The 24639-nt window shown below is 38.1% G+C and carries 22 protein-coding genes, 1 riboswitch and 1 other annotated feature; of the genes, 13 read left to right on the top strand and 9 right to left on the bottom strand.

Features of this window, described 5'->3' with window-relative positions:
- The first annotated feature begins 90 nt into the window (after window positions 1-90).
- Window positions 91-579 (top strand): RNA deprotection pyrophosphohydrolase, encoded by a 489-nt coding sequence (gene ytkD, locus ACR65M_RS21045; protein ID WP_440274320.1) that lies wholly within the window; start codon window positions 91-93, stop codon window positions 577-579.
- A gap of 19 nt (window positions 580-598) precedes the next feature.
- Here ytkD and ACR65M_RS21040 read toward each other — a convergent pair whose 3' ends face one another.
- From ACR65M_RS21040 to ACR65M_RS21030, 3 genes are all read right to left on the bottom strand, one after another.
- Window positions 599-1408, bottom strand: a complete 810-nt coding sequence (locus ACR65M_RS21040; protein WP_341330576.1) for an ABC transporter permease — start codon at window positions 1406-1408, stop codon at window positions 599-601.
- Window positions 1386-2165: an ABC transporter ATP-binding protein gene (locus ACR65M_RS21035; protein ID WP_341330577.1), complete on the bottom strand. Its 780-nt coding sequence runs from the start codon at window positions 2163-2165 to the stop codon at window positions 1386-1388. The genes ACR65M_RS21040 and ACR65M_RS21035 overlap by 23 nt, the downstream gene beginning before the upstream one ends.
- 297 nt (window positions 2166-2462) lie before the next feature.
- Window positions 2463-3449, bottom strand: a complete 987-nt coding sequence (locus ACR65M_RS21030; RefSeq protein ID WP_121447345.1) for an ABC transporter substrate-binding protein — start codon at window positions 3447-3449, stop codon at window positions 2463-2465.
- 156 nt (window positions 3450-3605) lie between these two features.
- Between ACR65M_RS21030 and ACR65M_RS21025 the strand changes: the two genes are divergently transcribed.
- Window positions 3606-4415 (top strand): alpha/beta hydrolase family protein, encoded by an 810-nt coding sequence (locus ACR65M_RS21025; protein ID WP_440274321.1) that lies wholly within the window; start codon window positions 3606-3608, stop codon window positions 4413-4415.
- A 143-nt stretch (window positions 4416-4558) separates the two neighbouring features.
- Here ACR65M_RS21025 and pckA read toward each other — a convergent pair whose 3' ends face one another.
- Complete coding sequence (pckA, locus tag ACR65M_RS21020) at window positions 4559-6148, bottom strand: phosphoenolpyruvate carboxykinase (ATP) (protein ID WP_341330579.1); 1590 nt, start codon at window positions 6146-6148, stop codon at window positions 4559-4561.
- Between the two features lie 282 nt (window positions 6149-6430).
- Window positions 6431-6592: riboswitch (SAM riboswitch) on the top strand.
- A 392-nt stretch (window positions 6593-6984) separates the two neighbouring features.
- Here pckA and metK point away from each other — a divergent pair.
- A complete protein-coding gene (gene metK / locus ACR65M_RS21015; RefSeq protein ID WP_121447348.1) occupies window positions 6985-8184 on the top strand; it encodes a methionine adenosyltransferase in 1200 nt (399 codons plus the stop codon).
- A 211-nt stretch (window positions 8185-8395) separates the two neighbouring features.
- Here the strand turns inward: metK and ACR65M_RS21010 are convergent, their stop codons facing one another.
- On the bottom strand, window positions 8396-8920 hold the full coding sequence (locus ACR65M_RS21010; protein WP_440274319.1) for a gamma carbonic anhydrase: 525 nt from the start codon (window positions 8918-8920) through the stop codon (window positions 8396-8398).
- Between the two features lie 120 nt (window positions 8921-9040).
- Between ACR65M_RS21010 and tbcS the strand changes: the two genes are divergently transcribed.
- Complete coding sequence (tbcS, locus tag ACR65M_RS21005; RefSeq protein ID WP_440274318.1) at window positions 9041-10105, top strand: tetraprenyl-beta-curcumene synthase; 1065 nt, start codon at window positions 9041-9043, stop codon at window positions 10103-10105.
- A 192-nt stretch (window positions 10106-10297) separates the two neighbouring features.
- Here tbcS and mnmM read toward each other — a convergent pair whose 3' ends face one another.
- Both mnmM and mnmL read right to left on the bottom strand, forming a co-directional pair.
- Window positions 10298-10870 (bottom strand): tRNA 5-(aminomethyl)-2-thiouridylate-methyltransferase MnmM, encoded by a 573-nt coding sequence (mnmM, locus tag ACR65M_RS21000; RefSeq protein WP_440274317.1) that lies wholly within the window; start codon window positions 10868-10870, stop codon window positions 10298-10300.
- On the bottom strand, window positions 10867-11829 hold the full coding sequence (gene mnmL, locus ACR65M_RS20995; RefSeq protein WP_440274316.1) for a tRNA modification radical SAM protein MnmL/YtqA: 963 nt from the start codon (window positions 11827-11829) through the stop codon (window positions 10867-10869). The genes mnmM and mnmL overlap by 4 nt, the downstream gene beginning before the upstream one ends.
- Window positions 11830-12082: 253 nt before the next feature.
- On the opposite strand from mnmL, the gene ACR65M_RS20990 reads away from it, so the two are divergent.
- From ACR65M_RS20990 to ACR65M_RS20965, 6 genes are all read left to right on the top strand, one after another.
- Window positions 12083-12367 carry a YtzC family protein gene (locus ACR65M_RS20990; RefSeq protein WP_341330584.1) on the top strand — a complete coding sequence of 95 codons (285 nt, stop codon included), beginning with the start codon at window positions 12083-12085 and terminating at the stop codon, window positions 12365-12367.
- Window positions 12368-12378: 11 nt separating this feature from the next.
- Window positions 12379-12540 carry a glycogen biosynthesis protein GlgD gene (locus ACR65M_RS20985; RefSeq protein WP_121447353.1) on the top strand — a complete coding sequence of 54 codons (162 nt, stop codon included), beginning with the start codon at window positions 12379-12381 and terminating at the stop codon, window positions 12538-12540.
- Between the two features lie 482 nt (window positions 12541-13022).
- The gene (locus ACR65M_RS20980; RefSeq protein WP_440274315.1) at window positions 13023-14207 is read left to right on the top strand and encodes an MDR family MFS transporter; all 1185 of its coding nucleotides are present in this window, start codon (window positions 13023-13025) and stop codon (window positions 14205-14207) included.
- Between the two features lie 116 nt (window positions 14208-14323).
- Window positions 14324-15697 carry a sigma-54 interaction domain-containing protein gene (locus ACR65M_RS20975; protein WP_341330586.1) on the top strand — a complete coding sequence of 458 codons (1374 nt, stop codon included), beginning with the start codon at window positions 14324-14326 and terminating at the stop codon, window positions 15695-15697.
- A gap of 334 nt (window positions 15698-16031) precedes the next feature.
- Window positions 16032-17351, top strand: coding sequence for a GntP family permease (locus ACR65M_RS20970; protein ID WP_341330587.1), 1320 nt, complete (start codon window positions 16032-16034; stop codon window positions 17349-17351).
- Between the two features lie 13 nt (window positions 17352-17364).
- The gene (locus ACR65M_RS20965) at window positions 17365-18141 is read left to right on the top strand and encodes a 3-hydroxybutyrate dehydrogenase (protein ID WP_440274314.1); all 777 of its coding nucleotides are present in this window, start codon (window positions 17365-17367) and stop codon (window positions 18139-18141) included.
- 133 nt (window positions 18142-18274) lie between these two features.
- Here the strand turns inward: ACR65M_RS20965 and ACR65M_RS20960 are convergent, their stop codons facing one another.
- On the bottom strand, window positions 18275-19339 hold the full coding sequence (locus tag ACR65M_RS20960; RefSeq protein WP_440274313.1) for a multicopper oxidase domain-containing protein: 1065 nt from the start codon (window positions 19337-19339) through the stop codon (window positions 18275-18277).
- 397 nt (window positions 19340-19736) lie between these two features.
- Window positions 19737-19970, top strand: a binding site (T-box leader).
- 68 nt (window positions 19971-20038) lie between these two features.
- Here ACR65M_RS20960 and leuS point away from each other — a divergent pair.
- Window positions 20039-22456, top strand: coding sequence for a leucine--tRNA ligase (gene leuS, locus ACR65M_RS20955; RefSeq protein ID WP_440274312.1), 2418 nt, complete (start codon window positions 20039-20041; stop codon window positions 22454-22456).
- 68 nt (window positions 22457-22524) lie between these two features.
- Here the strand turns inward: leuS and ACR65M_RS20950 are convergent, their stop codons facing one another.
- Window positions 22525-23574 carry a M42 family metallopeptidase gene (locus tag ACR65M_RS20950; RefSeq protein WP_440274311.1) on the bottom strand — a complete coding sequence of 350 codons (1050 nt, stop codon included), beginning with the start codon at window positions 23572-23574 and terminating at the stop codon, window positions 22525-22527.
- Window positions 23575-23732: 158 nt separating this feature from the next.
- Between ACR65M_RS20950 and ACR65M_RS20945 the strand changes: the two genes are divergently transcribed.
- Window positions 23733-24032, top strand: coding sequence for a rhodanese-like domain-containing protein (locus tag ACR65M_RS20945; protein WP_440274310.1), 300 nt, complete (start codon window positions 23733-23735; stop codon window positions 24030-24032).
- Between the two features lie 202 nt (window positions 24033-24234).
- On the top strand, window positions 24235-24567 hold the full coding sequence (locus ACR65M_RS20940; protein ID WP_440274309.1) for a hypothetical protein: 333 nt from the start codon (window positions 24235-24237) through the stop codon (window positions 24565-24567).
- Window positions 24568-24639: the final 72 nt, after the last annotated feature.

Below are 24639 nucleotides of genomic sequence, written 5' to 3'. Positions count from 1 at the left end.
ATGTCACAATACTTATCTCAAGTATTGCCATTTTGGAGGTGTTTTATATTGTCTCACTATTTTAGGTTAGTCCAATTGGAGAATAAAAAAATGATTGTTTTTCAAGACATGTATCATAATGAAGTGAATTTATCGTTTACACCGGATCCTTTTTCAGACCAACCGAAGCATGTGTGGGTTATCTGTCGATATCAGAATCAATGGCTTTTAACAAACCATTCTGAACGAGGACTCGAATTTCCAGGGGGAAAGGTTGAGGAGGGAGAGAATCCTGAAGCTGCAGCGATTCGTGAGGTAATGGAAGAAACGGGTGCTGAGGTTAAGGAAATCGAATATATTGGTCAATATAAGGTCATAGGAAAAGGGAAAACGATTATTAAAAATATATATTTTGCTGAGATAGATCGCCTTCTTGAGAAAAAGACTTATTTTGAAACAAAAGGGCCTGTCTTGCTGAAAGAAATTCCACTAGGAAATGTAAAAACAGACCGAAGATTTAGCTTCATCATGAAGGATGATGTCTTAACCCATAGCATTGACTATGTAGAAAAATACTTAAAAATGAAGAAAGCTCACTAGTTGATACTAGATGAGCATTTTATTTAGAATCCTTTATTAGTTTTCTCTCTAGGAGTTCAACTCCTTGGTACATGAGTGTTGCACAAATGGCAATCAATAATAAGCTTAGGAAAATGAGTGTGAAATTAAATACCTGGAATCCATAAATGATAAGGTAGCCTAAGCCTTGCTTTGAAACCAGGAATTCTCCGACAATGACTCCGACCCAAGACAATCCAACGTTAACCTTTAATGTGGAGATAATAGCTGGAAAAGATGAGGGGAGAATGACATCACGGAAGATTTGTTTCCGATTTGCTCCAAAAGTCTGAAGTACTTTGATGTAGTTATAATCGACTTCCTTAAACGAAGTGTAGATGACAATGGTCGTGATAATAACTGAAATTATTGCGCCCATTGCAATAATTGACACATAACCGGTACCTAAGGCAACGATTAAGATTGGTCCTAATGCTACTTTTGGCATCGCATTTAAAATGACTAAATACGGATCAAGAATGTTTGAAAGACGTTCTGACCACCACAATAGCGCGGCAATTATAACCCCTAAGGCCGTTCCAATAATAAATCCTAACACTGTTTCAAACAATGTTACAGCGAGATTGTTAAACAAACTTCCATCATTTATTTTATCTAAGAATAGATTCCAAACTTTTGAAGGAGCGCTGAAGATTAAAGGATCTATCCAATGGCTTCGACTCGCAATTTCCCAGAACCCGAAAAAGACAATAAAAATTAGGATTTGATAAAATCGGACTAGTCTTTTCTCTTTTTTTATTGATTGGAGATAAAGATGGTGTAGGTTATTAATGTTCAGGTTTTGTTTCAAGTTTATCTAACTCCTCCCATATTTGCTGAAAAATATTCGAATACTCTGGGTGTTGTCTTGCATCAAATGGAGTCTCATTGCGTAAGTTCTCTGGGATATCAAATACTTTTGCAATTTTACCCGGTCTTTTTGAAAGCAGGAAAATCCGGTCGCTCATGGCAATGGCTTCACCAATATCATGTGTCACAAGAATGGCTGTTTTTTGGTATTCCTTTAAGGTCTCCGATACAAGGTCCTCCAATTTCAGCTTCGTTTGAAAGTCTAGTGCAGAGAATGGTTCGTCAAGTAGAAGAATTTTTGGGTTTGTTGCGAGCGTGCGAACCAATGCGGCTCTTTGTCTCATCCCTCCTGAGAGCTGTTTCGGATAAGCTTTCTCGACTCCTTTCAAGCCAATTTCTTCAAGTAGATCTAAGGTTTTTTTTCTTGTTTGCTCTGTTTCTTGGTTCATGATTTGCAAGCCAACAAGGATATTCTCCTCAATTGTCTTCCATGGAAATAAGTAGTCCTGCTGCAGCATATAGCCGATATCTGATTTCGCTTTTTCAATCTTTTTACCTTCGATCAAAACCTCTCCGTATGTCGGTTTTAATAATCCAGCAATAATAGAGAGTAATGTGGTCTTACCACACCCACTAGGGCCGAGAAGAGAGATAAATTCTCCCTCCTCGATTGTGAGTGAAATATCCTCGAGTGCGGTCGTTGTAGAATCCTTTGTAAAATAAACATGGTATATATCTTTTATTGACAAAAAACTCATAGTAACACTCCTATTAACATGTGTTCAAAAAGGAGGATGAAAAGGACCGCGCCGGTCTCATATCCTATCCTGCTGGCACTTGCACATCCTGTGCGTCGAAAGTTCAAGGCAGCGCGAGCTCCCGAGTACCGGAGCGAGGCAACTGTTTGAGTTAATTCCACAGCAGCCTTTCGCTGAGGAATTGACCTCGTGGAACGAGTGGACGCAAGCAGCGCATTACCTAGTTATTCATCGTGTTCTCTGAGCAATGTACGAAGAAATTCGATGTGTCATTTTCACCGGACTTTTTGAACATCTTTATTTAGAAATTACTTTTTCAGCAATACTTGTATTCACAAGTGTGTTGTAGTCAATTCTCTTTGGTAATTCTCCTGCTTCGTCCATAATATCTTGGAGGTTATTCCAAGCTTCCTCTGATAAAACAGGGTTAGTTGCGTAAGAACCTTGATTTTTGTAACGTTCAATAGAAGAAGTGATTAGATCAATTGGAGTATCTGGGAAGAACTCTTGAACCGAATTTGCGATTTCCTCTGGGCTATGGGAATCGACCCATTGTTGTGCTTTATAAATAGCTCTTGTGAATTTTTCAACAGCTTCCCCATTTTCATCAATAAAGCTTTGTTTTGTCATAAAAGAAGTATAGGGGACCTTTCCGGATTCTTCACCGAATGATGCAACAATATAGCCACGGCCTTCTTTTTCAAAAAGGCTAGCAGTTGGTTCAAATAACTGGACGAACTCTCCTGTGCCAGAGGCATAAGCACTAGAAATATTCGCAAAGTCGATATTCTGTATAAGATTCAAATCACCATGTGGGTCAATTCCATGCTTTTTTAATACAAACTCCCCAACCATTTGTGGCATACCGCCTTTACGTTGGCCAAGGAATGTACTATCTTTGAGTTGCTCCCAGCTAAAGTTTTCGATGTTTTCTCTTGCGACTAAGAATGTACCATCGGTTTGTGTAAGAGCTGCAAAATTAATAACAGGGTCGGTTGAGCCTTGTGCCTCAACATATATGGATGTTTCAGAACCTACTAAGGCTACCTCAGCACCACCAGAAATTAACGCAGTCATGGTCTTATCTCCACCTGGTACTGTTGTTAATTCAATTTCTAAGCCTTCTTCTTCAAAAAATCCTTCGGTAATCGCTACATACTGCGGTGCATAAAACACTGAACGAGTAACCTCTGCTATACGGATTTTTTGAACCTGGTCATTATTACAAGCGGCTAACGGAATAATAAGCAGTAAAGCAAAAAGGCTTGCAAGAATACGACGCATGTATTCATTCCTCCTTGACAGTTCATCTGTCGACTATAGTAATTTCTTAAGATAGAATATGAAACGTGACAAAAATGTGTGAATGCCTATTTTTGCGTTTTTTTAGAACATTTAAAGTAAAGGTTGTACAATCATGTTGTAGAGAGGATGGATAATATGGTGGAAGGCACTATTATTGAAAAACAGAGATACCCGTCTCCCAATCCGGCAATCAATCTTTATTTAATTACATATTGGAGTAAAGGACTAAAAGTGAAAGGTTATCTGGCTGAACCAAAGGAAGAAGGTGTATATGACGGTTTTTTATATCTACGTGGTGGAATAAAAAATGTAGGGATGGTCAGAATCGGTCGCATCATCCAATTTGCTTCAGAAGGTTTTGTAGTGATGGCACCTTTTTATCGTGGAAATCAGGGTGGTGATGGTAATGAAGATTTCGCCGGTCATGATAGATATGATGCATTTTCTGCTTTTAAAGTGCTTGAGGAACATGAAAAAGTGAACCCGACCCGGATTCATGTCTTTGGATTTTCACGCGGAGGAGTAATGGCCCTTCTTACGGCCATTCAGCATCCCGGGATCTGTTCACTCGTTACATGGGGTGGTGTGAGTGATTTAAGTCTAACGTATGTGGAACGAAACGATTTACGGCGAATGCTAAAGCGGGTAATTGGAGGAACACCTACAAAATATCCAGAGCGTTATAAATGGAGAACACCATTATACGAACTTGAAATGCTGGAGGCTCCAGTTCTTATTATTCATGGTGAAAAAGATAAAAATGTTTCTATTAACCATGCATATCGACTAGAAAAAAGAATAAAGGAACTCGGAAAAGAGGTAGAAAGTTGGTATTTTCCACTATACACTCATTATTTTCCGCCACATGTAAATCGAGAAACAGTAAGACGATTGACGGAGTGGATGAAAACGAGGGAGCCCCATACAAAAAAGCTCGAGGACTAATTTCCTCGAGCTTCCTTTATTTCCAGCTCCAACGCTATTACGTTCGAGGTCACAAGCCAATCCGTCAAAAGGGTAAGGAAGCACCTTCTAGCAAGATCGTCTTTTACTTGAAAGGGCTGATCAAGACGATAACGTATTTGATATTAAATGCGTGGTCCGCCCAATAATTCGATTTCTTTAGCAACATTAGAGAACTTCTTGAAGTTTTCTTTGAATTTCACAGCTAATTCTTTTGCTTTTACATAGTATTGACTTTGGTCCGCCCATGTTTTTGATGGTTGAAGTACATCATCAGGAACCCCAGGAATATGAATTGGAATTTCCAGACCAAAAATATCATTCTTCACAGTTTCAGCATTATTTAATTCGCCTTCTAAAGCAGCTTGAACCATTGCGCGAGTATATGATAGTTTCATTCTGCTTCCAACGCCATATTCTCCTCCAGTCCAACCTGTATTCACTAGGAATACTTGAACATTGTGTTCATCGATCTTTCTACCTAACATTTCTGCATATTCTGTTGCAGGAAGTGGTAGGAATGGTGATCCAAAGCAAGTTGAGAATGTTGCTTGTGGAGCAGTAACACCACGTTCTGTTCCTGCTAGTTTACTTGTATATCCACTTAAGAAATGGTACATGGCTTGTTCCTTAGTTAGTTTACTGATAGGAGGTAAAACACCAAAAGCATCCGCAGTTAAAAATACGATTGTATTCGGATGACCTGCAATACTAGGAACAATAATATTATCTATATTATCGATTTGGTATGCAGCTCTTGTATTTTCAGTTAATGAATTATCATCATAATCAGCTATTCTGGATTCTTCATTTACAACCACATTTTCTAACACAGAGCCAAAGCGAATCGCATCGAAAATTTGTGGTTCCTTCTCGCGAGAAAGGTTGATGCATTTAGCATAGCAACCGCCTTCAATATTAAACACGCCAGAGCTAGACCAACCGTGTTCATCATCGCCAATAAGACGACGTTTTGGATCTGCTGAAAGAGTAGTTTTTCCTGTTCCAGATAGACCAAAGAATAGTGCAACGTCACCTTCAGGGCCTACGTTTGAAGAACAATGCATGGAAAGAATATTTTTTTCAGGCAATACATAGTTCATCACAGAGAAGATTGATTTTTTAATTTCTCCAGCATATTCAGTTCCTCCGATTAACACTGTTCGTTTTTCAAAGGAAATAATAATGAATGTTTCAGAGCGAGTACCATCTACCTCAGGATCAGCTTTAAAATTTGGTGCACAAATAACTGTGAATTCAGGTTGATGTGTATTTAGATCCTCTTCTGTTGGTCGAACAAACATTTGTTGAGAGAAAAGGTTATGCCAAGCATATTCATTGATTACTTGGATTGGCATGCGTACTTTTTTGTCTGCACCTGCATATCCATTGAATACGAAAATCTCATCTTTTTCTGTTAAGTATGAAAGTACTTTTGTATAAAGTTTTTCATATACTTCTTCAGAAATTGGTTTGTTTACCTTACCCCAATCAATTCTATCTTTAGTAGATGCTTCTTCTACGATGTATTTGTCTTCAGGTGATCTTCCGGTGTACTTCCCAGTTGTCGCACGTATAGCCCCAGTCGAAGTAAGGATTCCCTCTTGTCTAGATAGTACTTTTTCAACTAAAATAGGAACAGATAGGTTATGAAGTGCGTTTTTTCCATTCACTAATTCTAATAGCTGCTCATTTGTAACTTCAACTGAATTCATGTTAAACCATCCTTTATTAATTTTTAAATTTCCATAAATTATCTCAAATTTACAATTAGTATAACACATTAATAAAAATAGTCTATACTATTTAACGTATTTTACGTAACATATCATTAAAAAGTGCGCGCAGATTCTAAAATAGTCCTTTATAATCGATAATTCTTTTATAGTTTGTCAATATTGAGGAAATAGTGTGACACACTTCGACTTTGTTTTTTTTCGGAATTCTGTTGACACCTTAAGGACTACTGCGATATCATATGTCATTGAACGGATACTCTCTTATCCCGAGCTGGCGGAGGGACAGGCCCAATGAAACCCGGCAACCATCACTTTTCTTACATATCAAATGGTTTTTAGTGAAACCTATTAGTAGGTCTCCACATTCGAAAAAGTGATAAGGTGCTAACCTGAGCAAGGTATGTCCTTGATCGATAAGAGTGAAAGGCTGGATAAACGATAAACCTTTCCTCGAAATAGTAGGAAAGGTTTTTTATTCTTTATTGGTTTTATTGATGTTACTTAACGCGTGATATGTGTTTAAATTATTCTCGGAGTTCGATTCCAACAGAATAATGTTAAAGCCTCCGGCGGATGCCTCGATTTTTTAGCGGAAATTTTTCGCTTCCTGTGGCAACCGTCTTTATGACCCACATCGTGTCGGCCTAAAGATCGGGCGCAAAAACGCCAAGGCACATTTGATCGTAGATAACTGTTCATTTAATATAGGATAGAAAATCGTGAAGGTAACAATACTAAGGGAATGAGTACCGTATCAATGAATGTCAGAACTCGAACTATTCGATTCTGAATCCGAAAAGGAGGAAGCGTTTGTGACAAATAGACGCCGTTTATTTACTTCAGAATCTGTTACAGAAGGACATCCAGATAAAATCTGTGACCAGATTTCAGATTCTATTTTAGATGCGATTTTAGCAAGTGATGCAAATGCACGCGTAGCGTGTGAAACTTCTGTCACAACAGGTCTTGTACTTGTTGCGGGAGAAATTACAACTTCTACATATGTAGATATCCCAAAGATTGTCCGTGAAACGATTAAAGAGATTGGCTATACACGAGCAAAATACGGATTTGACTATGAAACTTGTGCAGTTTTAACATCCATTGATGAGCAATCTCCAGATATTGCAATGGGGGTTGACCAAGCGTTAGAAGCACGTGAAGGTCAAATGACTGATGAGCAAATTGAAGCAATTGGTGCTGGAGACCAAGGATTAATGTTTGGTTATGCTTGTAACGAAACAAAAGAATTAATGCCTCTACCAATTTCATTAGCTCACAAGTTATCACGCAGACTAACAAAGGTACGTAAAGATGAGATTCTTCCATATTTACGTCCAGATGGAAAAACTCAGGTTACTGTTGAATACGATGAGAACAACAATCCAGTTCGTATCGATACGATTGTTATTTCAACCCAGCACCATCCTGAAATTTCATTAGAGCAAATTCAACGTAATTTAAAAGAACATGTAATTAACCCTGTCGTTCCTAGTGAACTAATTGATGAGAATACTAAATATTTCATTAATCCTACTGGCCGTTTTGTAATTGGTGGTCCTCAAGGGGATGCTGGGTTAACTGGCCGTAAAATTATTGTTGATACGTACGGTGGTTATGCACGCCATGGCGGTGGCGCTTTCTCGGGTAAGGATCCAACTAAGGTTGACCGTTCAGCTGCATATGCTGCTCGTTATGTTGCGAAAAACATCGTAGCAGCTGGTTTAGCGGATAAATGTGAAGTTCAGCTTGCGTATGCAATCGGTGTTGCACAACCAGTTTCTATCTCTGTAGACACATTTGGAACCGGAACTGTGTCAGAGGATGTACTTGTAGAATTGGTTCGTGATAATTTTGATTTACGTCCTGCTGGAATTATCAAGATGCTTGATCTACGTCGTCCAATTTATAAGCAAACCGCTGCATATGGTCACTTTGGTAGAAATGATCTTGATTTACCATGGGAGCGTACTGACAAAGCAGAAGCGCTTAAAACACAAGCTGCAAAATAAGAAAGAAAAAAGCTCGCCTTAATGGTGAGCTTTTAACTTTATTCATCTGAAATGCTATGAGTGGTTGGATGAAAGCAAATAGATTATCCAATTTAGTATCAAACTTGACTGAATAAAGTTAAAGCCTCCGGCGGATGCCATAGATTTTCAAGGGTAATTTTTTGAGCAAGCTCAAAAAAATCTGGGCGTAAATACGCCAAGGCGTATTTGATTAACCGCGTTTTTCTTTTTGTAATTCCTTATAATGCTGCCCTTTTTCCACATATTCACGGCGAATTCTGGCCATATCTTTTTTATCTTCATCATTTAATTCACGAATAACTTTAGCTGGTCTTCCGAATGCAAGAGTGTTTGGTGGAATCTTTTTGCCTTGTGGAACTAGGCTTCCGGCACCTATAAAAGCCCCTTCACCAACCTCTGCCCCATCAAGAATAATGGACCCCATTCCGATTAGCGCATTTTTACGGATAATAGAGCTATGTAGGATCACCTGATGACCAATTGTGACATCATCTTCAATAATTAAAGGATTATTTGGGCTTTGATGCAAGGTTGAGTTATCCTGAATGCTCACTCTTTTTCCGATAATGGTCGGTGCCACATCCCCCCGTATGACAGTATTAAACCAAATGTTTGTTTCCTCACCAATTTTTACGTCACCAGTAACTGTCGCATATTCCGCAATATATACAGAGTCGGCAATTTCAGGATATTTCCCTTTGTATGGATAAATCATAATAGTTACATCCTTTCGTTTGATATTCGATAAATAATCATTTATGGTAAGTGTATCAACTTTTACAATTATCGTAAATCTTACATATATTCAATGTTCCTAAATATTGAGGTGATATCGATGGTACCAACAAAACCGATTAGTTTAATGAAGAAAGTGTATCGTGAGGTATTTCCGATTGTACATCGTGAATTATCAATTTGGAAAAAGAAAGCGGAGGCTATTCCAAATGAGGAACTTCGGAGACAGGCATTAGCGAGTATTCAAACTAAAACGTTTCACTGTGAAGGTGGAGCAATTCTCGCCTTATTATCAGAAGGACAAATGGAGGAATGCATTCGATTTATCGTTGCGTATCAAACGATTAGTGACTATCTAGATAATCTTTGTGATCGAAGCACCTCGCTTGATCCGTTAGATTTTAGCTCGTTACATGATTCTATGCCAGATGCCTTACGACCAGGATGTCCAACAAAAAACTATTATCAATTTCGAGAAGAACAGGATGATGGGGGTTACTTGGAGAGCCTAGTAACAACCTGTCAGGATGTTCTTCACAACCTTCATCATTATGATAAGATTGCTGATTATTTACAGGAGTTGGCAAGTTATTATTGTGCTTTACAAGTTCATAAACATGTAAAGGTAGAAGAGCGAGTTCCAAGACTTGAGAATTGGTTTAAAGATCACCAAAAGGATTTGCCAAACATGGAATGGTATGAATTCTCAGCCTGTTCAGGGTCTACACTAGGGATTTTTTGTTTAGTTGCTTACGCTTTTCATGAAGAATTCAACGAGGAGATGGCCAACAAAGTTCGGAATGGGTATTTTCCATATATCCAAGGCTTGCACATCCTTCTTGATTATTTCATTGATCAAGAAGAGGACCGTAAAGGTGGAGACTTAAATTTCTGTTTTTATTATCCACATGAAAATGAATTGGTAGATCGCCTTAAGCACTTTATCACCGAAGCAGATAAACATACAGCCGGGTTACCAAACGAAAAATTTCACCGAATGATTAATAGGGGTTTATTAGGTCTATATCTATCAGATGAAAAGGTAAGGGCACAACGAAGTGTATTAAAAATTGCGAAGAAAATTATTAGACTCGGTGGGAAGACTTCTTTTTTCTTTTATGTAAATGGACGAGCCTACCGTAGATTTCAACATGTGTTTGAATAAGAAAAAGATAGAGCGACGGGGCTCTATCTTTTTTCATAAGTGAAGTTATGGATGAATTCTTCCAAGACTGTCTTGAAAACGCTTGTCAGACAAGGCGCTCCGCTGAGCGAAGACGCGAATAGAAGTAGCCCTCATGAGCGGACGAGGGAGGCAAGCAACGAAGTATGCGAGCGTTTTTCAACAGTCTGGGCTCTATCTTTTTTCAATTGCGATAATAAAAGGTGGATTGTTCATTTGATTCATAAATCGGTACATTAATACATGAGCGCTGGTTTGGTCCAGCGTTGAACAATATTCTAACAGCTGATCTCGTTCGACTGCACCCTCTTCATGACCATGGTACACAACAAGTACTATAATACCTTCAGGTTTCATGACAGTAAGTAATTGCTCAATTGCCTCAATTGTAGAATCAGCCTTTGTAACAATTTCCTTATTTCCTCCAGGCAAATATCCCAAATTAAAGACTGCCCCTGCGATTTTGCCGCGGGCTTCAGTGGGAATCATCGCTAAAAGTTGACTATGGCTCTCGTGAAACAAACGAACGCGATCAAACAGGTCTTGCTCTTTTAAACGAGTGGTTGTGTTTTCAATAGCTTCTTTTTGAATGTCAAAGCCAAAAACTTGTCCATTTTCACCAACCAAAGAAGCAAGCATTGCTGTGTCGTGACCATTTCCGATTGTAGCGTCAACTGCATAATCTCCTTCTCTAACTGCAAGTTTAAGTAATTTACGGGCAAATGGAAGTATACGATCTAATTTCATACGTTTTCTGCTACCTTCTTATATAATTTTCCTTGATAGCTGTCACGACGTTTCAATTCGGCATCTATTGTATTTAATACCTCCCATTTATTCACACTCCACATTGGCCCGACCATTAAATCAATGGGACCATCCCCGGTAATACGATGAACAATCATTTCTGGTGGTAAAACTTCGAGTTGGTCACAAACTAATTGTACATAATCATCAAAAGAGAGAAATTCCAATAGTCCTTTTTCATATTGCTTCACCATAGGTGTTCCTTTTAACAAATGTAGCAAATGAATTTTGATACCTTGTACATCAAGTTTCGCTACTTCTTGAGCTGTATCCATCATCATTTCTGGTGTTTCCTGTGGGAGGCCATTTATAATATGGGAGCAAATCCGAATATTATGTTTACGAAGCTTATTTACTCCTTCAACATAACACTGAAAATCATGTGCTCGGTTAATAAGGTGCGCTGTTTTTTCATGTACAGTTTGTAAACCAAGCTCAACCCAGAGGTAGGTTCTTTCATTTAGTTCTGCTAAATATTCGACAACATCATCAGGAAGACAATCAGGCCTTGTAGCAATAGAGATTCCGACTACTCCTTCTTGACTTAAAACGGGTTCAAACCTTTCACGCAATACTTCAACAGGTGCGTGGGTGTTTGTGAACGCTTGGAAGTATGCCATGTACTTACCATCTTTCCATTTTTCGTGCATTTTATCTTTAATTGTATGGAATTGTGTAAGTATATCGTCTGCACGGTTTCCAGCAAAGTCACCTGACCCTGAGACACTACAAAAAGTACATCCACCATGTGCGACTGTTCCGTCACGGTTTGGGCAGTCAAACCCTCCATCAAGGGCTACTTTAAATACTTTATGTCCAAATGTACGACGGAGGTGGTAATTCCATGTATGGTAACGTTTATTATCTGTTGAATATGAAAATGGATTTCCTTGAGGCATAAAATCGCCCCTCCTAACTAAGATAAGAATTTGCTATGTAAATTTTAGCACGGGGGCTTTTAAGAACTCAAATGGAAATTCGAAGATCAAAAACTAAGAACACACTTTATGTGGCAAGCATCTTTTTTGACCCATCTCGTGTGCGTGGGGGCTTTATAAATTGGAAATAACTTTATGAGAGAAGAAATGAAGGATGAACAAACTATAGTAGAGAAGGCTTTTGCTTCTCATTTGGAATGTAGGAGGGGGAAGAATGGCTACTCGACAATCAGTAGATGCCTTTTTACAGCGCTGTGAGGATTCAATCCGAAATGCTCAGGAACAAATTACGACTGCTAGAAGACAGGAGCATTATAATACAACGGAATATACAGATGCTCAAATGCAATTGGAAGAAGCCACTAATGAATTAGCAAAGTTAGCTCAAAGTTGTAATGATCAGCAACGAGAGCAATTGCACCGAATGAGGTTGCAATTACAGCAACTTCAAAATGATATGACCTTGGATGTAAACGTGATTCAACAGTATAAGATGTAGGGGATGAATTCATGAAAAAGCGTTCGAAACAAAATAATCCAGAGCAAAAAACAAAAAACGGTGTAAACAGCAATGATTTGGAGTTCGGGCAGGACTTTGATCCTGTGAAAAAATCAAAGCAAAATTATCTAAAAAAGGGACAACCAATCAAATCAAAACAACGTCCCGAATAAAAAACAAACCGACAAGCGAAATTCGCTTGTCGATTTGTTTTTTGTGTCCATTAATATTAGCGCGGCTTTAAAATGTTTTTGCAGTTTAGGCTCATGGCGAAATTGCCGGAGCATGTACTGTGACACCGCCCTTGCGGTACAGGCTCACGCCGAAATTGCTCGAGCATGTACTGTGACACCGCCCTTGAGGTACAGGCACGCGTTAAATTTGCCTAAGCATGTACCGTGACACCGCTCTTGCGGTACATGCTCGCGCGCGAAATTGCCCGAGCATGTGACGTGACACCGCCCTTTCGGTACAGGCACGCGCTGAATTTTCCTAAACATGTACCATTACTAGTTCTTGTGCTACACGTTCTCCCGAGGGTATCCCGTTTTTGTGTCCATTTATCCGAATACTTTTTTAAATTGAATTAACAAGAGGAAAGGAATAAAATATTTTTTGGTATGGATAAATACGTGAATTTAAAGGAGGTGCCCGTATGCCGAGAGCGCTTTGGATGATTATTATTGGAATGATCATTAATGTCACAGGTTCATCTTTTTTATGGCCGTTAAACGCGATTTACATTCATGGTCATCTTGGTAAATCTTTATCTGTTGCAGGTCTTGTATTAATGATTAATGCGGGTGCAACCGTTATTGGAAATTTAGTAGGTGGCGTGTTATTTGATAAAATTGGTGGCTATAAATCAATCCTGACAGGAATCTTGATTTCATTAGTGGCTCTAATTGGACTGACCTTTTATCATGGATGGCCACATTATGTAATTTTCCTAACAATCATTGGACTTGGTACAGGTATGGTATTCCCAGCCATGTTTGCCATGGCAGGAGCTGTTTGGCCAGAAGGTGGGAGAAAGTCATTTAATGCCGTTTATATCGCGCAAAACCTAGGAGTTGCGATTGGATCAGGGCTTGGTGGCTTTGTGGCATCTTATTCATTTGATTATATTTTTATGGCAAATACATTTATGTATATTCTATTTTTCTTAGTGGCTTTGTTTGGTTACCGTGGAATTCATGCGGAAAAGGCTACTCAATCAAACCTACTAGAACAATCAAAAATGGTTAAAAATCGCTCAAAATTAACAGCGTTATTAGTTCTTTGTATTGGTTATGTCTTATGTTGGGTGGCCTATGTGCAATGGCAAGCCACTATTTCAAGCTATACACAGGACATCGGGATTACATTAAAGCAATATAGCTTATTATGGACAGTAAATGGAGGCTTAATTGTTCTCGGGCAGCCATTACTGAATGTGGCGATAAAATCATTTGCAAAATCCTTGAAAAAACAAATTATTATCGGAATTCTTATTTTTATTTGTTCTTTTCTTATTGTTTCAACGGCAAGCTCATTTAGTGGATTTCTAGTTGCGATGATTATATTAACAGTTGGGGAAATGTTTGTATGGCCAGCTGTACCGACCATTGCAAACGATCTTGCACCAAAGGGGCGCGAAGGATTTTACCAAGGAATTGTAAATAGTATGGCCACTGGCGGGCGTATGATTGGACCAGTACTCGGTGGAATGCTTGTTGACTTATGGGGGATGAGCATGTTATTTACGGTATTAGCGGTATTATTGTTCGTATCCATCTTCACCACCATGATTTATGATAAAAAATTAAAAGAAAAAACAAGTGTTGTAATTAGTGCATAATGAAAAAGGCTTGATACAAAAAATTGTATCAGGTCTTTTTTATCCTCTTTAATGAATACCTATTCAGATGATATGATGAACATATAAAGGGTGAATAAAGAGGGTGTTGGGAATATATGTTTAATCACAATGATTTTGAGTTCAAAAACAAAATTCTTGAAACGATTATTGACACTGCTTATGAATGGATTGTTGTAGTAGATCATCAAGGGAAAATTATGTACATGAATAAAAATTATTGTGATTTCCTTGAAGTTAACCGGGAAGAGGTAATTGGTACACATGTAACAAAGGTAATCGAAAACACAAGAATGCATATTGTTGTTCAAACCGGAGAAGAGGAAATTGGCAGTCCGCATTATATAAAAGGGAATTATATGATTGCAAATCGGATTCCGATATACTCTGATCAGACAATAGTTGGGGCAGTAGGAGCAGTTATTTTTAAAGATACTAAGGCATTAAATAAGATGAATAGTCATATTAAAAGCTTAATGTCACAGCTTCAAACCTATATTGAAGATTGGCAGGAAAACAATGGGGCTAAATATACGTTAACTGATATTAAATCGGTTTCAAAGCAAGTGATTGAATTGAAGGAAAAGGTTAAAAATATCGCATCAGGTGATATTTCTGTTTTAATTCGAGGTGAAAGTGGAACTGGAAAAGAATTGTTCGCACACAGTATTCATCAACTGAGTGAAAGAAGTCAAAATCCTTTTATTAAAATTAATTGTGGAGCAATCCCTGAGCATTTATTAGAATCAGAGTTATTTGGTTATGAAGAAGGAGCATTCACTGGAGCAAAAAAGGGTGGGAAAAAAGGCAAGTTTGTTCTTGCACATGGTGGAACCATTTTTTTAGATGAGGTGGGTGACATGCCACTAAATATGCAGATAAAGCTATTACGCGTTCTCCAGGAAAAAGAAGTCGAACCAGTGGGAGCAGTAAAGCCTATCCCAGTTGACGTTCGTGTGATTGCAGCGACGAATCGACCTTTGGAGCAGATGATTGAAGAAAATCGATTTCGTGAGGATTTATTTTACCGAATCAATGTAATCCCGTTCAGAATTCCGCCCCTACGTGAAAGGCCAGAAGATATTGGTCCATTAACCCAATTTTTTATTGAAAAAGTTTCAAAGCGTTCGGGAAAAAGAATTACTGCAATTGACGATGAGGTAATGAATATTTTTAACCAACATCAGTGGCCGGGAAATCTTCGTGAGCTTGAAAATGTAGTAGAAGCAGCTATCCATTTAACAAGTGGGGAAAAAATAGAGATCAGTTCGTTACCGGAATATTTAGTTGACGATCCCAAATTATTAATCGGCCAAAAAACTTTAAAGGAAATTCTTGAGGATACTGAAAAAAGGGTGCTCGAGAAAACATTACAAAAGTATAGTGACGATAAACAATTGGCCGCCAAAGCACTTGGGATAAGTAAATCTAGTATGTATGAAAAACTTAAAAAGCTAAAGATAGAATTGTGAATTCCAGAAATCCGGAACGTTATTCCAGATTTCTGGAATTCTTTTTTGCCCATGTAAACTCAATTTCTAAAAAACTAGGAAACTACCATTCCAGAATTCTGGAATGATAGGATGCACAATAAATTAAAATATGGCGATTTAGTGACCTTTTTGATGTTGGCATGCTACTTGCAACTTTAAAAACTGAAATGATCAAAAGGAGGTCAAATATAGCGAATCAAAAAAGAGGTCAAAAGGAAAATGAAAGCGGTTACTGAATTAAATAGGATTGGAGACAGAATTGTTGTATTTAATTGACATTGTTTCAAAAAAATTTGAGTAAGGGGGATATAAAATGCTCAGTATGATTGGTTTAGTTGGCGGTTTGGCGCTTCTCATTTATTTAACAATGAGAGGCATGAACTTACTACTTGCAGGGCCATTATGTGCTCTAGTTGTAGCAGTTTTAAGTGGCCTACCACTGTTTCCGCAGTTAGCCGGTGAGGGAGAAGCAAACTTTGTTGGCAATTATATGAGTGGTTTTTCAAGTTTCGTTACGTCTTGGTATCTGATGTTCCTATTAGGAGCCATCTTTGGAAAAGTGATGGAGGATAGTGGTGCGGCTGATAGTGTGTCAAAATGGATTGTTGATAAATTAGGAATGAAATTTGCCATTTTTGCAATCGTCTTAGCATGTGCAGTTCTCACCTATGGCGGTGTAAGCTTATTTGTTGTTGCTTTCTCTGTTTATCCAATGGCCATCAGTCTATTTAAAGAAGCCAATTTACCGAGAAGATTTATCCCTGCAACATTAGCTTTCGGTTCTGTTACATTTACAATGACATCCGCAGGTTCTCCTGAAATTCAAAACTGGATCCCAATTGAATATTTAGGTACATCTCCACTAGCGGGCTGGGAAGTAAGTGTTATTGTCGCCATATTTATGATGATTTTTGGCGGTTGGTGGTTAAAACGTATGATTAATAAGGCAGTTGCAAATGGAGAAACCTTCGTTTCAAGAGAAAATGACCCAATTGTTGAAAATAAAGAACTGCCACACCCGATTACAGGACTTATTCCGTTAGCTGTGGTTCTTCTTATTTCGTTTTTCTTTCATGACAAACTTGCTCAATCCGCACTTATTATTGCGTTATTAGGTGGCGTTATTTCAACGTATTTATTGAATCGAAAGTATTTCACATCGGTTAATAAAGCACTTTCAGAGGGGACAATGGGTGCATTAATTGCGATTGGCAACACTGCCGCTGTTGTTGGATTTGGAGGAGTTGCAAAAGCGGTTCCTGCTTTTGAGGTTGCTGTTGATGCGATGACTAGTATCCCAGGTAGTCCCTTAATTGGAGGAGCAATTGCAGTTAGTGTCATTGCCGGAATGACTGGTTCAGCTTCTGGAGGTCAGGCGATCGCACTTCCATTACTAGCACCACATTATGTTGATGCAGGAGTTAATACAGAGGCACTTCATAGGGTAGTGGCTATTTCATCAGGTGCATTGGATTCACTCCCACATAATGGCTATGTTGTAACAACGGTTCGTTCGATATGTGGAGAATCACATAAGGATGCATATGGGGCGGTTGGTGCATTAACAGTAATTGTTCCATTAATCGGGCTAGCCATTGCCATTATTTTATTTTCTTTAGGTTTAGGGATTTAGGAGGACGGACGTCATGTTTACAAATCAGGTTATCTTAATTACCGGTGCAGCACGAGGGATTGGATTTGAAATGGGAAAAACCTTTGCTATGAATGGCGCACGTGTTGTGTTAACGGATGTAGATGAGTCGGCAGTAAAAAAATCCGCATCAGTGCTTCAGGAGGCAGGATATGAAGCGATTGGTTTAAAATGTAACGTCACAAATGAACTAGAAATTATTGAGATGATTAAAAATACTGTTGCGGAATACGGAAGAATTGATTGTCTAATCAACAATGCAGGGTTGCAGCATGTGTCTCCAATTGAAGAATTTCCAAAAGAAAAATTTGAACTATTATTATCCGTTATGCTTACTGCCCCATTTGTGGCAATGAAGCATGTTTTTCCAATTATGAAACAACAGAAGTTTGGGCGGATTATTAATATGGCTTCCATAAATGGTTTAATCGGTTTTGCTGGTAAAGCTGCCTACAATAGTGCAAAGCATGGGGTAATAGGATTAACAAAGGTTGCTGCATTAGAAGGCGCTGAGCATGGAATTACAGTAAATGCATTATGTCCTGGGTATGTCGATACACCACTTGTAAGGAATCAACTTGCAGATTTAGCCAAGACGCGAAAAGTGGATTTGGAAAAGGTTTTGGAGGAGGTTATTTATCCCCTTGTCCCACAGAAGCGCCTTTTAGAGGTTGAGGAAATTGCAAATTACGTTATGTTTTTAGCAAGTGAACATGGAAGAGGAATAACTGGTCAGGCATGTGTAATTGATGGGGGCTATACAGCACAATAAAAGTGAAAAAGAATCTCATATTCTGAGATTCTTTTTCTGCTAATTTTCTATTTTTATGGTAAACTTTATTTAGCGAATTTTTGTTGACCTTATAAAAGGGTGCCATTAGTGTACTTTTTTATAGGGTCTTTTTTTAATGTCCAACAGTTTCACTACCATCATCTGTACCATCTGCTGTAACTTTTAATAAGGCAACTGCCCCTTTTTGTGCATGGTTAAATTGGTGAGTTACGATTGAGTAAGTTCCTTCTTTAGTAACCGTAAATTCAACAACTGCTCCACCACTGGCTGGAAGCATAACAGTTTGAAGGCCCTGCATATGGTTGTATGGGTTACCATCGATATATACATCATCAAATATTGTACCAACTACGTGGAAGGAGCTCACTTCATTTGGACCAACATTATTAACATAAAGTCTTACACGGTCACCTACTTTAGCAAGGAGTGGTGTTTCTTTTAATGAAAATGTATCGCCGTTAGTGTTTAAATCTCCTTCTTTAAGGGCTTTAGTAGAAAATACGACTTGGCTTGGTACACCATTAGTAAAGTCATTTAAATCGTTGTATTTGTACCATTCATTTTGAATGATAAGGTATTCTCTATCAATCTCTTTATCTGTTGGATAACCATCTTTAGGCTTTACAATGATTGTTCCGTGCATACCGTTTGCGATGTGTGACAGAACTGGTTTTGTACCGCAATGGTACATAAATACTCCAGGCTTATTTGCTGGGTAAGAGAATGTTCCAGATTCATCAGGCATTACATCAATGAAATCTTTTGAAGGTGATGCATGTACTGCGTGGAAGTCCATGCTGTGTGGAATAGCCGGATCCATATTTTTTAGTGTAAAGTTAATTGTATCACCTTCGTTTACAACTACAACAGGTCCCGGTGCTTCACCGTTAAAGGTCCACGCTTTGTAGAGATACCCTTTGTCAATTTCAATGTCTGTTATTTGAGCAGTCATTTCAACATTCACTTCATTGTCTGATACCCTTTCTACTTTTAAAGGTACGGGTCCTTGGTTAAGATCATTGTGAGGAGCAATTACTTCTCCTTGGCCCGACTCAGAACCAGCTGTTTGTGCTTCTACTTTCTCCTCCTTCATCGCCTCCTGATTACTACCACATCCAGATAAAATGATTGAAGTTCCAACTATCGATGCAACCAACAATTTAATTTTGTTGCCCATGAATAATACCCCCTTGGATATTTGGTATTTGCTTCTACACCTTTATCATATTCGGAGAGCATTCCTAAAAACGTGATTTTAATCACGCATTTTGACCTAATCTGTGGACAGTTTGTGAAATAGTGAGCATATAAACATTGTTCCAATAGTGATAAGGGTTTAAACGCTTTCAAAATGGCGTTTTTAGTCACATATTTGTCTTTTTTTCTCATGTAGTAATTGTCCCAATGACATGTTTTTTTGTTAAAAGGAGCTATGATTCATAAACCAAATTTGGAACCCATACGTTTAAGGAAAAGTATATGTGGGTAAAATGGTGGAGGAAAAGCCCAATTTTACCTATTTCACTTGCAGTTCTTATATAAATTCTATACAATACTGAATATAATCAAAAATTAATGAAGCGTTGAAAAGGAGTAGTAATGTTCTACACACGTGTTAGAGAGTTGACGGGTGGTGCAAGTCAATCGTTGATGAACATGAACTCGCCTTTGAGCAATAAGCATGAACTGCAAATGTGCAAATTAGTGCTTGTCGTATGATCCGCGTTAAGGATGAATGAAGTGAGTGCACAATTTGTCACTAATGTGGGTGGTACCGCGGGAAGAATACATATCCTCTCGTCCCTTTTGGGATTAGGGGTTTTTTGTTTTTTTATTAGTCTTTTTAGCATTTGTAACTGATTAAGGAGGAAGTCTTATGAGTTTTAATCACCAAAAGATCGAGAAAAAATGGCAGCAGTACTGGGAACAGAACAAAACATTTAAGACAACTGAAGAACAAGGAAAACGTAAATTCTATGCGTTAGACATGTTCCCATATCCTTCAGGAGCGGGACTTCACGTTGGTCACCCTGAAGGATATACGGCTACTGATATTTTAGCAAGAATGAAGCGTATGCAAGGATACAATGTTCTTCATCCAATGGGGTGGGATGCATTCGGTTTGCCGGCTGAGCAATATGCTTTAGATACTGGAAACGATCCTGCTGAGTTCACGGAAAAAAATATCAATACCTTCCGCCGTCAAATTAAAGAACTTGGATTTTCATATGATTGGGATCGTGAAATTAACACAACAGATCCTAATTACTATAAATGGACACAATGGATTTTCACAAAGTTGTTTGAAAAAGGTTTAGCATATGTAGATGAAATTCCTGTAAACTGGTGCCCTGCGTTAGGAACTGTACTTGCAAACGAAGAAGTAATCGATGGGAAAAGTGAACGTGGTGGCCATCCTGTTGAAAGACGCCCAATGAGACAATGGGTATTAAAAATTACTGCATATGCAGAACGTTTATTACAGGATTTGGATGAGCTTGATTGGCCAGAAAGTTTAAAAGAAATGCAGCGTAACTGGATTGGACGTTCAGAGGGAGCGCATGTAACCTTTAAAATTGATGGACATGAAGAAACATTTACCGTGTTCACAACACGTCCAGACACTTTATTTGGTGCTACTTATGCAGTACTTGCGCCAGAGCATCCATTTGTTGATAAAATCACGACTACTGAACAAAAAGGAGCAGTCAGTGATTACCTAGATAAAATCAAAAGTAAGAGTGATTTAGAGCGTACAGATCTAGCAAAAGATAAAACAGGTGTATTCACTGGTGCATATGCCGTTAACCCTGTTAACCAAGAAAAAATGCCAATCTGGATTGCCGATTATGTCCTAATGAGTTATGGAACAGGAGCTATAATGGCAGTTCCAGCTCATGATGAGCGTGACTATGAATTTGCACAAAAATTTGAATTGCCGATTAAGGAAGTCGTAGCTGGCGGTGATGTTTCCAAAGAAGCATATACTGGTGACGGTGAGCATGTTAATTCAGATTTCCTAAATGGATTAAATAAAGAAGAGGCCATTTCAAAAATGATTGCATGGCTAGAAGAAAATAAGTTAGGTAAAAAAGAAATTACCTACAAATTACGTGATTGGTTATTTAGCCGCCAGCGCTATTGGGGTGAACCAATTCCAGTGATTCAATGGGAAGATGGAACAATGACTACTGTTCCTGAGGAAGAACTTCCACTTGTGCTTCCAAAAACGAAAGAAATCAAACCTTCCGGAACTGGTGAATCACCGCTTGCAAATATCTCAGAATGGGTAAATGTAGTTGATAAAAAGACTGGCAAAAAAGGCCGTCGTGAAACTAACACAATGCCACAATGGGCAGGCAGCTGTTGGTATTATTTACGCTACATTGATCCACATAATGATCAAGCCATCGCAGATCCGGAAAAATTAAAAGAATGGTTGCCAGTTGATATTTATATTGGTGGAGCAGAGCATGCAGTACTTCACTTACTTTATGCTAGATTCTGGCATAAAGTTTTATATGATATCGGTGTCGTTACAACGAAAGAACCATTCCAAAAGTTGTTCAACCAAGGTATGATTCTTGGAGAAGGTAACGAAAAAATGAGTAAGTCAAAAGGAAATGTAGTAAACCCTGATGACATCATTGAATCTCATGGCGCAGACACTCTTCGTTTATACGAAATGTTCATGGGACCATTAGATGCTTCCATTGCTTGGTCAACAAACGGCCTAGATGGTTCTCGTCGTTTCTTAGATCGAATCTGGCGCTTACTTGTCGATGACAATGGTAGCTTAACATCCAAAGTTAAAGCTGATTCAAACGATACTACACTTGAACGTGTGTATCACCAAACAGTGAAAAAGGTAACAGAAGACTATGAAGCATTACATTTTAATACGGCAATTTCACAATTGATGGTATTCATCAATGATGCATACAAAGCAATTGAATTGCCTAAGTCGTTTATTGAAGGCTTTGTAAAACTTCTTTCTCCAGTTGCTCCTCACTTGGCTGAAGAACTTTGGGAGAAGCTTGGCAATACAGGATCTATTGCATATGAGTCATGGCCAGCATTTGATGAAGCAAAATTAGTTGAAGCTGAGATCGAGATTGTTATCCAAGTGAATGGAAAAGTAAAAGCAAAGCTTCATGTTCCGGCAGATGCTTCAAAAGAAGTACTTGAGCAAATCGCGATGGGTGCTGATCCTGTAAAAGAACAAATCGAAGGAAAAACAGTCCGCAAAGTTATAGCAGTACCAGGTAAGCTTGTAAATATTGTAGCCAATTAATAGTAAAAAGCCCTCCGTTTTGGAGGGCTTTTAACATTCTAAAGGAGCCACAATGGCATCCGTACCATTTACTCCACCATTCCAGATTGTAGATAATGATAGAGTAGCTTTGTAGTGTTTTCAATTGAATCTTTATGTGTTCGCTCAAATGCGTGGGAAGAGTCGATTCCAGGTCCGATTAATCCATGGATAATATCATGCCCAGAACGAATAGCTGCAGATGCGTCAGATCCATAATATGGATAAATATCTAACTTATACCCGATTTCATGTTTTTCCGCAAGTTGGACAAGTTTTTTGCGGAACGCATAATGATAAGGTCCACTAGCATCCTTCACACAAATGGAAACTGTATATTCATCGGTTGATTGACCGTCCCCCATTGCCCCCATATCTACTGCTAAATACTCTACTGTTTCGGGTGTGATATTGGAGTTACCGCCATAGCCAATTTCTTCATTATTAGAAATAAGAAAATGAGTTGTATATGGAAGCTCAATATTCTCTGCCTTGATTTGCTTAATCAATTGAAGCAGAATACCAACGCTTGCTTTGTCATCCAGATGACGAGATTTGATAAAGCCATTAGCTGTTACTTCTACACGTGGGTCAAATGAAACAAAGTCACCAACTTCTATACCAAGAGCTCTAACTTCATCCGAGTTTTTTACTTTTTCGTCAATCCGGACTTCCATATTATCTTGGTTGCGTTCAGCTTTACCTGCATCCTTGTATACGTGAACAGATTGCTGATGCATTAATATTGTCCCAGTAAAAAATTTGCCAGTTGAAGTTTCAATTCGGCAGTATTCTCCTTCAATGGAGTTGTATTTAAATCCACCAATTAGATCAAGTTTTAATCGACCACTTGGTTTAATTTCTTTTACAATAGCACCTAATGTGTCCACATGGGCTGTGAGCATCCGGTGTTTTTGTGTGTCTTTACCAGGAATAGTAGCAATTAGTCCGCCTTTTCGGTTTCGGTATGTATCTACATTTGCCTCTTTTAAAAGATTTTCAACGAAACTAATCACTTCGTTAGTGTTTCCAGATGGACTTGGAATTGAAACTAGTTCTTTGATAAGTTGAATGGTTTCGTCTGTATTTGGATAAGTCAACTTCTTTTCCCCCTTGTTTTCAGCTAGTTATAGCATACTCTTTTTTAAAAAGAAATTCTAGCTTTCAAGAATATGGAAAACTTGAGTTTTGAAAAATTGTAATCCACAATTTCGGTTTGCTATAATGGTCGAGATAGAAAGTGAAAGGATGGGACCTAATGATTGAAGAAATAACAACTGAAGAACTGAAACAAAAGCTCGAGGCAGGCGATAAGTTAGAGCTTGTTGATGTTCGTGAAGATGAAGAAGTAGCAGAGGGAATGATCCCTGGAGCAAAGCATATTAAAATGGGAGAAATTCCAGCAAATCTCGATTATTTTGATAAAGACCAGGAATACATCATAATTTGCCGCTCTGGTGGTAGAAGCTTCAATGTCTGTGCATATCTAGATGACCAAGGCTATAAAGTCCGAAACATGGTTGGTGGAATGATGAATTGGACAGGAGAAACGAAGTAATATTTGGCAAGGCTTCCTCCAATAATTCCTGATAAGAGATATAAAAATTAAATATTAATAAGTAATTAAACGTGAATTTATAAAGGATTCACGTTTTTATTTTTTAAAAACAATAATAAAATAGTAAATAACGGTAATATTTTATTGAAAAACAATAAAATATTGGTTAGGATGATAATATATAACATTTGGAGGGAAAGAAATGACACTTACTTTATTGCTCGGTATTTTATTAGTGATTATTTTAGGAATTTATAAAAACAAACTTGTGAATTACATAGGTACCAATAATCGCATAGTAAATAAACTATCAAGCTATAATTGGTTCCAAAATCCATGGCTCAGTGGTTTATTTCTTTTTGTTTTGAATGCCATTTTATTTGGCTCTACTTTATTAATACTCTATGGACTTAGTTTCTTAATGATCCCTTACATCCATTTATTCATTATGGTGGGAGCTGTTCTAGTAAGTCTGATTGCATGGATTATCCTTTTGAATGCCTGGAAAGGTGATAAAAAGGGGCGTTTACTATGAACTGACCTAGCCAAATGAGACATATATAAAACACCTATCCATATTAAATTTAACACTTTTTCATTAATTTGA

Source organism: Ferdinandcohnia sp. SAFN-114 (genome assembly GCF_059415045.1).
The sequence above is the reverse complement of the archived record's forward strand: the minus strand, read 5'-3'. Positions and strand labels throughout refer to the sequence as shown.

What these genes read in the sequence shown, in the direction of transcription:
- ACR65M_RS21030 (WP_121447345.1), bottom strand. Translation starts at nt 3,449, where the DNA reads ATGCGTCGTATTCTTGCAAGCCTTTTTGCTTTACTGCTTATTATTCCG.
- ytkD (WP_440274320.1), top strand. Translation starts at nt 91, where the DNA reads ATGATTGTTTTTCAAGACATGTATCATAATGAAGTGAATTTATCGTTT.
- leuS (WP_440274312.1), top strand. Translation starts at nt 20,039, where the DNA reads ATGAGTTTTAATCACCAAAAGATCGAGAAAAAATGGCAGCAGTACTGG.
- ACR65M_RS21025 (WP_440274321.1), top strand. Translation starts at nt 3,606, where the DNA reads ATGGTGGAAGGCACTATTATTGAAAAACAGAGATACCCGTCTCCCAAT.
- ACR65M_RS20980 (WP_440274315.1), top strand. Translation starts at nt 13,023, where the DNA reads ATGCCGAGAGCGCTTTGGATGATTATTATTGGAATGATCATTAATGTC.
- ACR65M_RS20985 (WP_121447353.1), top strand. Translation starts at nt 12,379, where the DNA reads ATGAAAAAGCGTTCGAAACAAAATAATCCAGAGCAAAAAACAAAAAAC.
- ACR65M_RS21035 (WP_341330577.1), bottom strand. Translation starts at nt 2,165, where the DNA reads ATGAGTTTTTTGTCAATAAAAGATATATACCATGTTTATTTTACAAAG.
- ACR65M_RS20945 (WP_440274310.1), top strand. Translation starts at nt 23,733, where the DNA reads ATGATTGAAGAAATAACAACTGAAGAACTGAAACAAAAGCTCGAGGCA.
- ACR65M_RS20970 (WP_341330587.1), top strand. Translation starts at nt 16,032, where the DNA reads ATGCTCAGTATGATTGGTTTAGTTGGCGGTTTGGCGCTTCTCATTTAT.
- ACR65M_RS20940 (WP_440274309.1), top strand. Translation starts at nt 24,235, where the DNA reads ATGACACTTACTTTATTGCTCGGTATTTTATTAGTGATTATTTTAGGA.
- tbcS (WP_440274318.1), top strand. Translation starts at nt 9,041, where the DNA reads ATGGTACCAACAAAACCGATTAGTTTAATGAAGAAAGTGTATCGTGAG.
- pckA (WP_341330579.1), bottom strand. Translation starts at nt 6,148, where the DNA reads ATGAATTCAGTTGAAGTTACAAATGAGCAGCTATTAGAATTAGTGAAT.
- ACR65M_RS21010 (WP_440274319.1), bottom strand. Translation starts at nt 8,920, where the DNA reads ATGATTTATCCATACAAAGGGAAATATCCTGAAATTGCCGACTCTGTA.
- ACR65M_RS20960 (WP_440274313.1), bottom strand. Translation starts at nt 19,339, where the DNA reads ATGGGCAACAAAATTAAATTGTTGGTTGCATCGATAGTTGGAACTTCA.
- ACR65M_RS20965 (WP_440274314.1), top strand. Translation starts at nt 17,365, where the DNA reads ATGTTTACAAATCAGGTTATCTTAATTACCGGTGCAGCACGAGGGATT.
- ACR65M_RS20990 (WP_341330584.1), top strand. Translation starts at nt 12,083, where the DNA reads ATGGCTACTCGACAATCAGTAGATGCCTTTTTACAGCGCTGTGAGGAT.
- mnmM (WP_440274317.1), bottom strand. Translation starts at nt 10,870, where the DNA reads ATGAAATTAGATCGTATACTTCCATTTGCCCGTAAATTACTTAAACTT.
- mnmL (WP_440274316.1), bottom strand. Translation starts at nt 11,829, where the DNA reads ATGCCTCAAGGAAATCCATTTTCATATTCAACAGATAATAAACGTTAC.
- ACR65M_RS20975 (WP_341330586.1), top strand. Translation starts at nt 14,324, where the DNA reads ATGTTTAATCACAATGATTTTGAGTTCAAAAACAAAATTCTTGAAACG.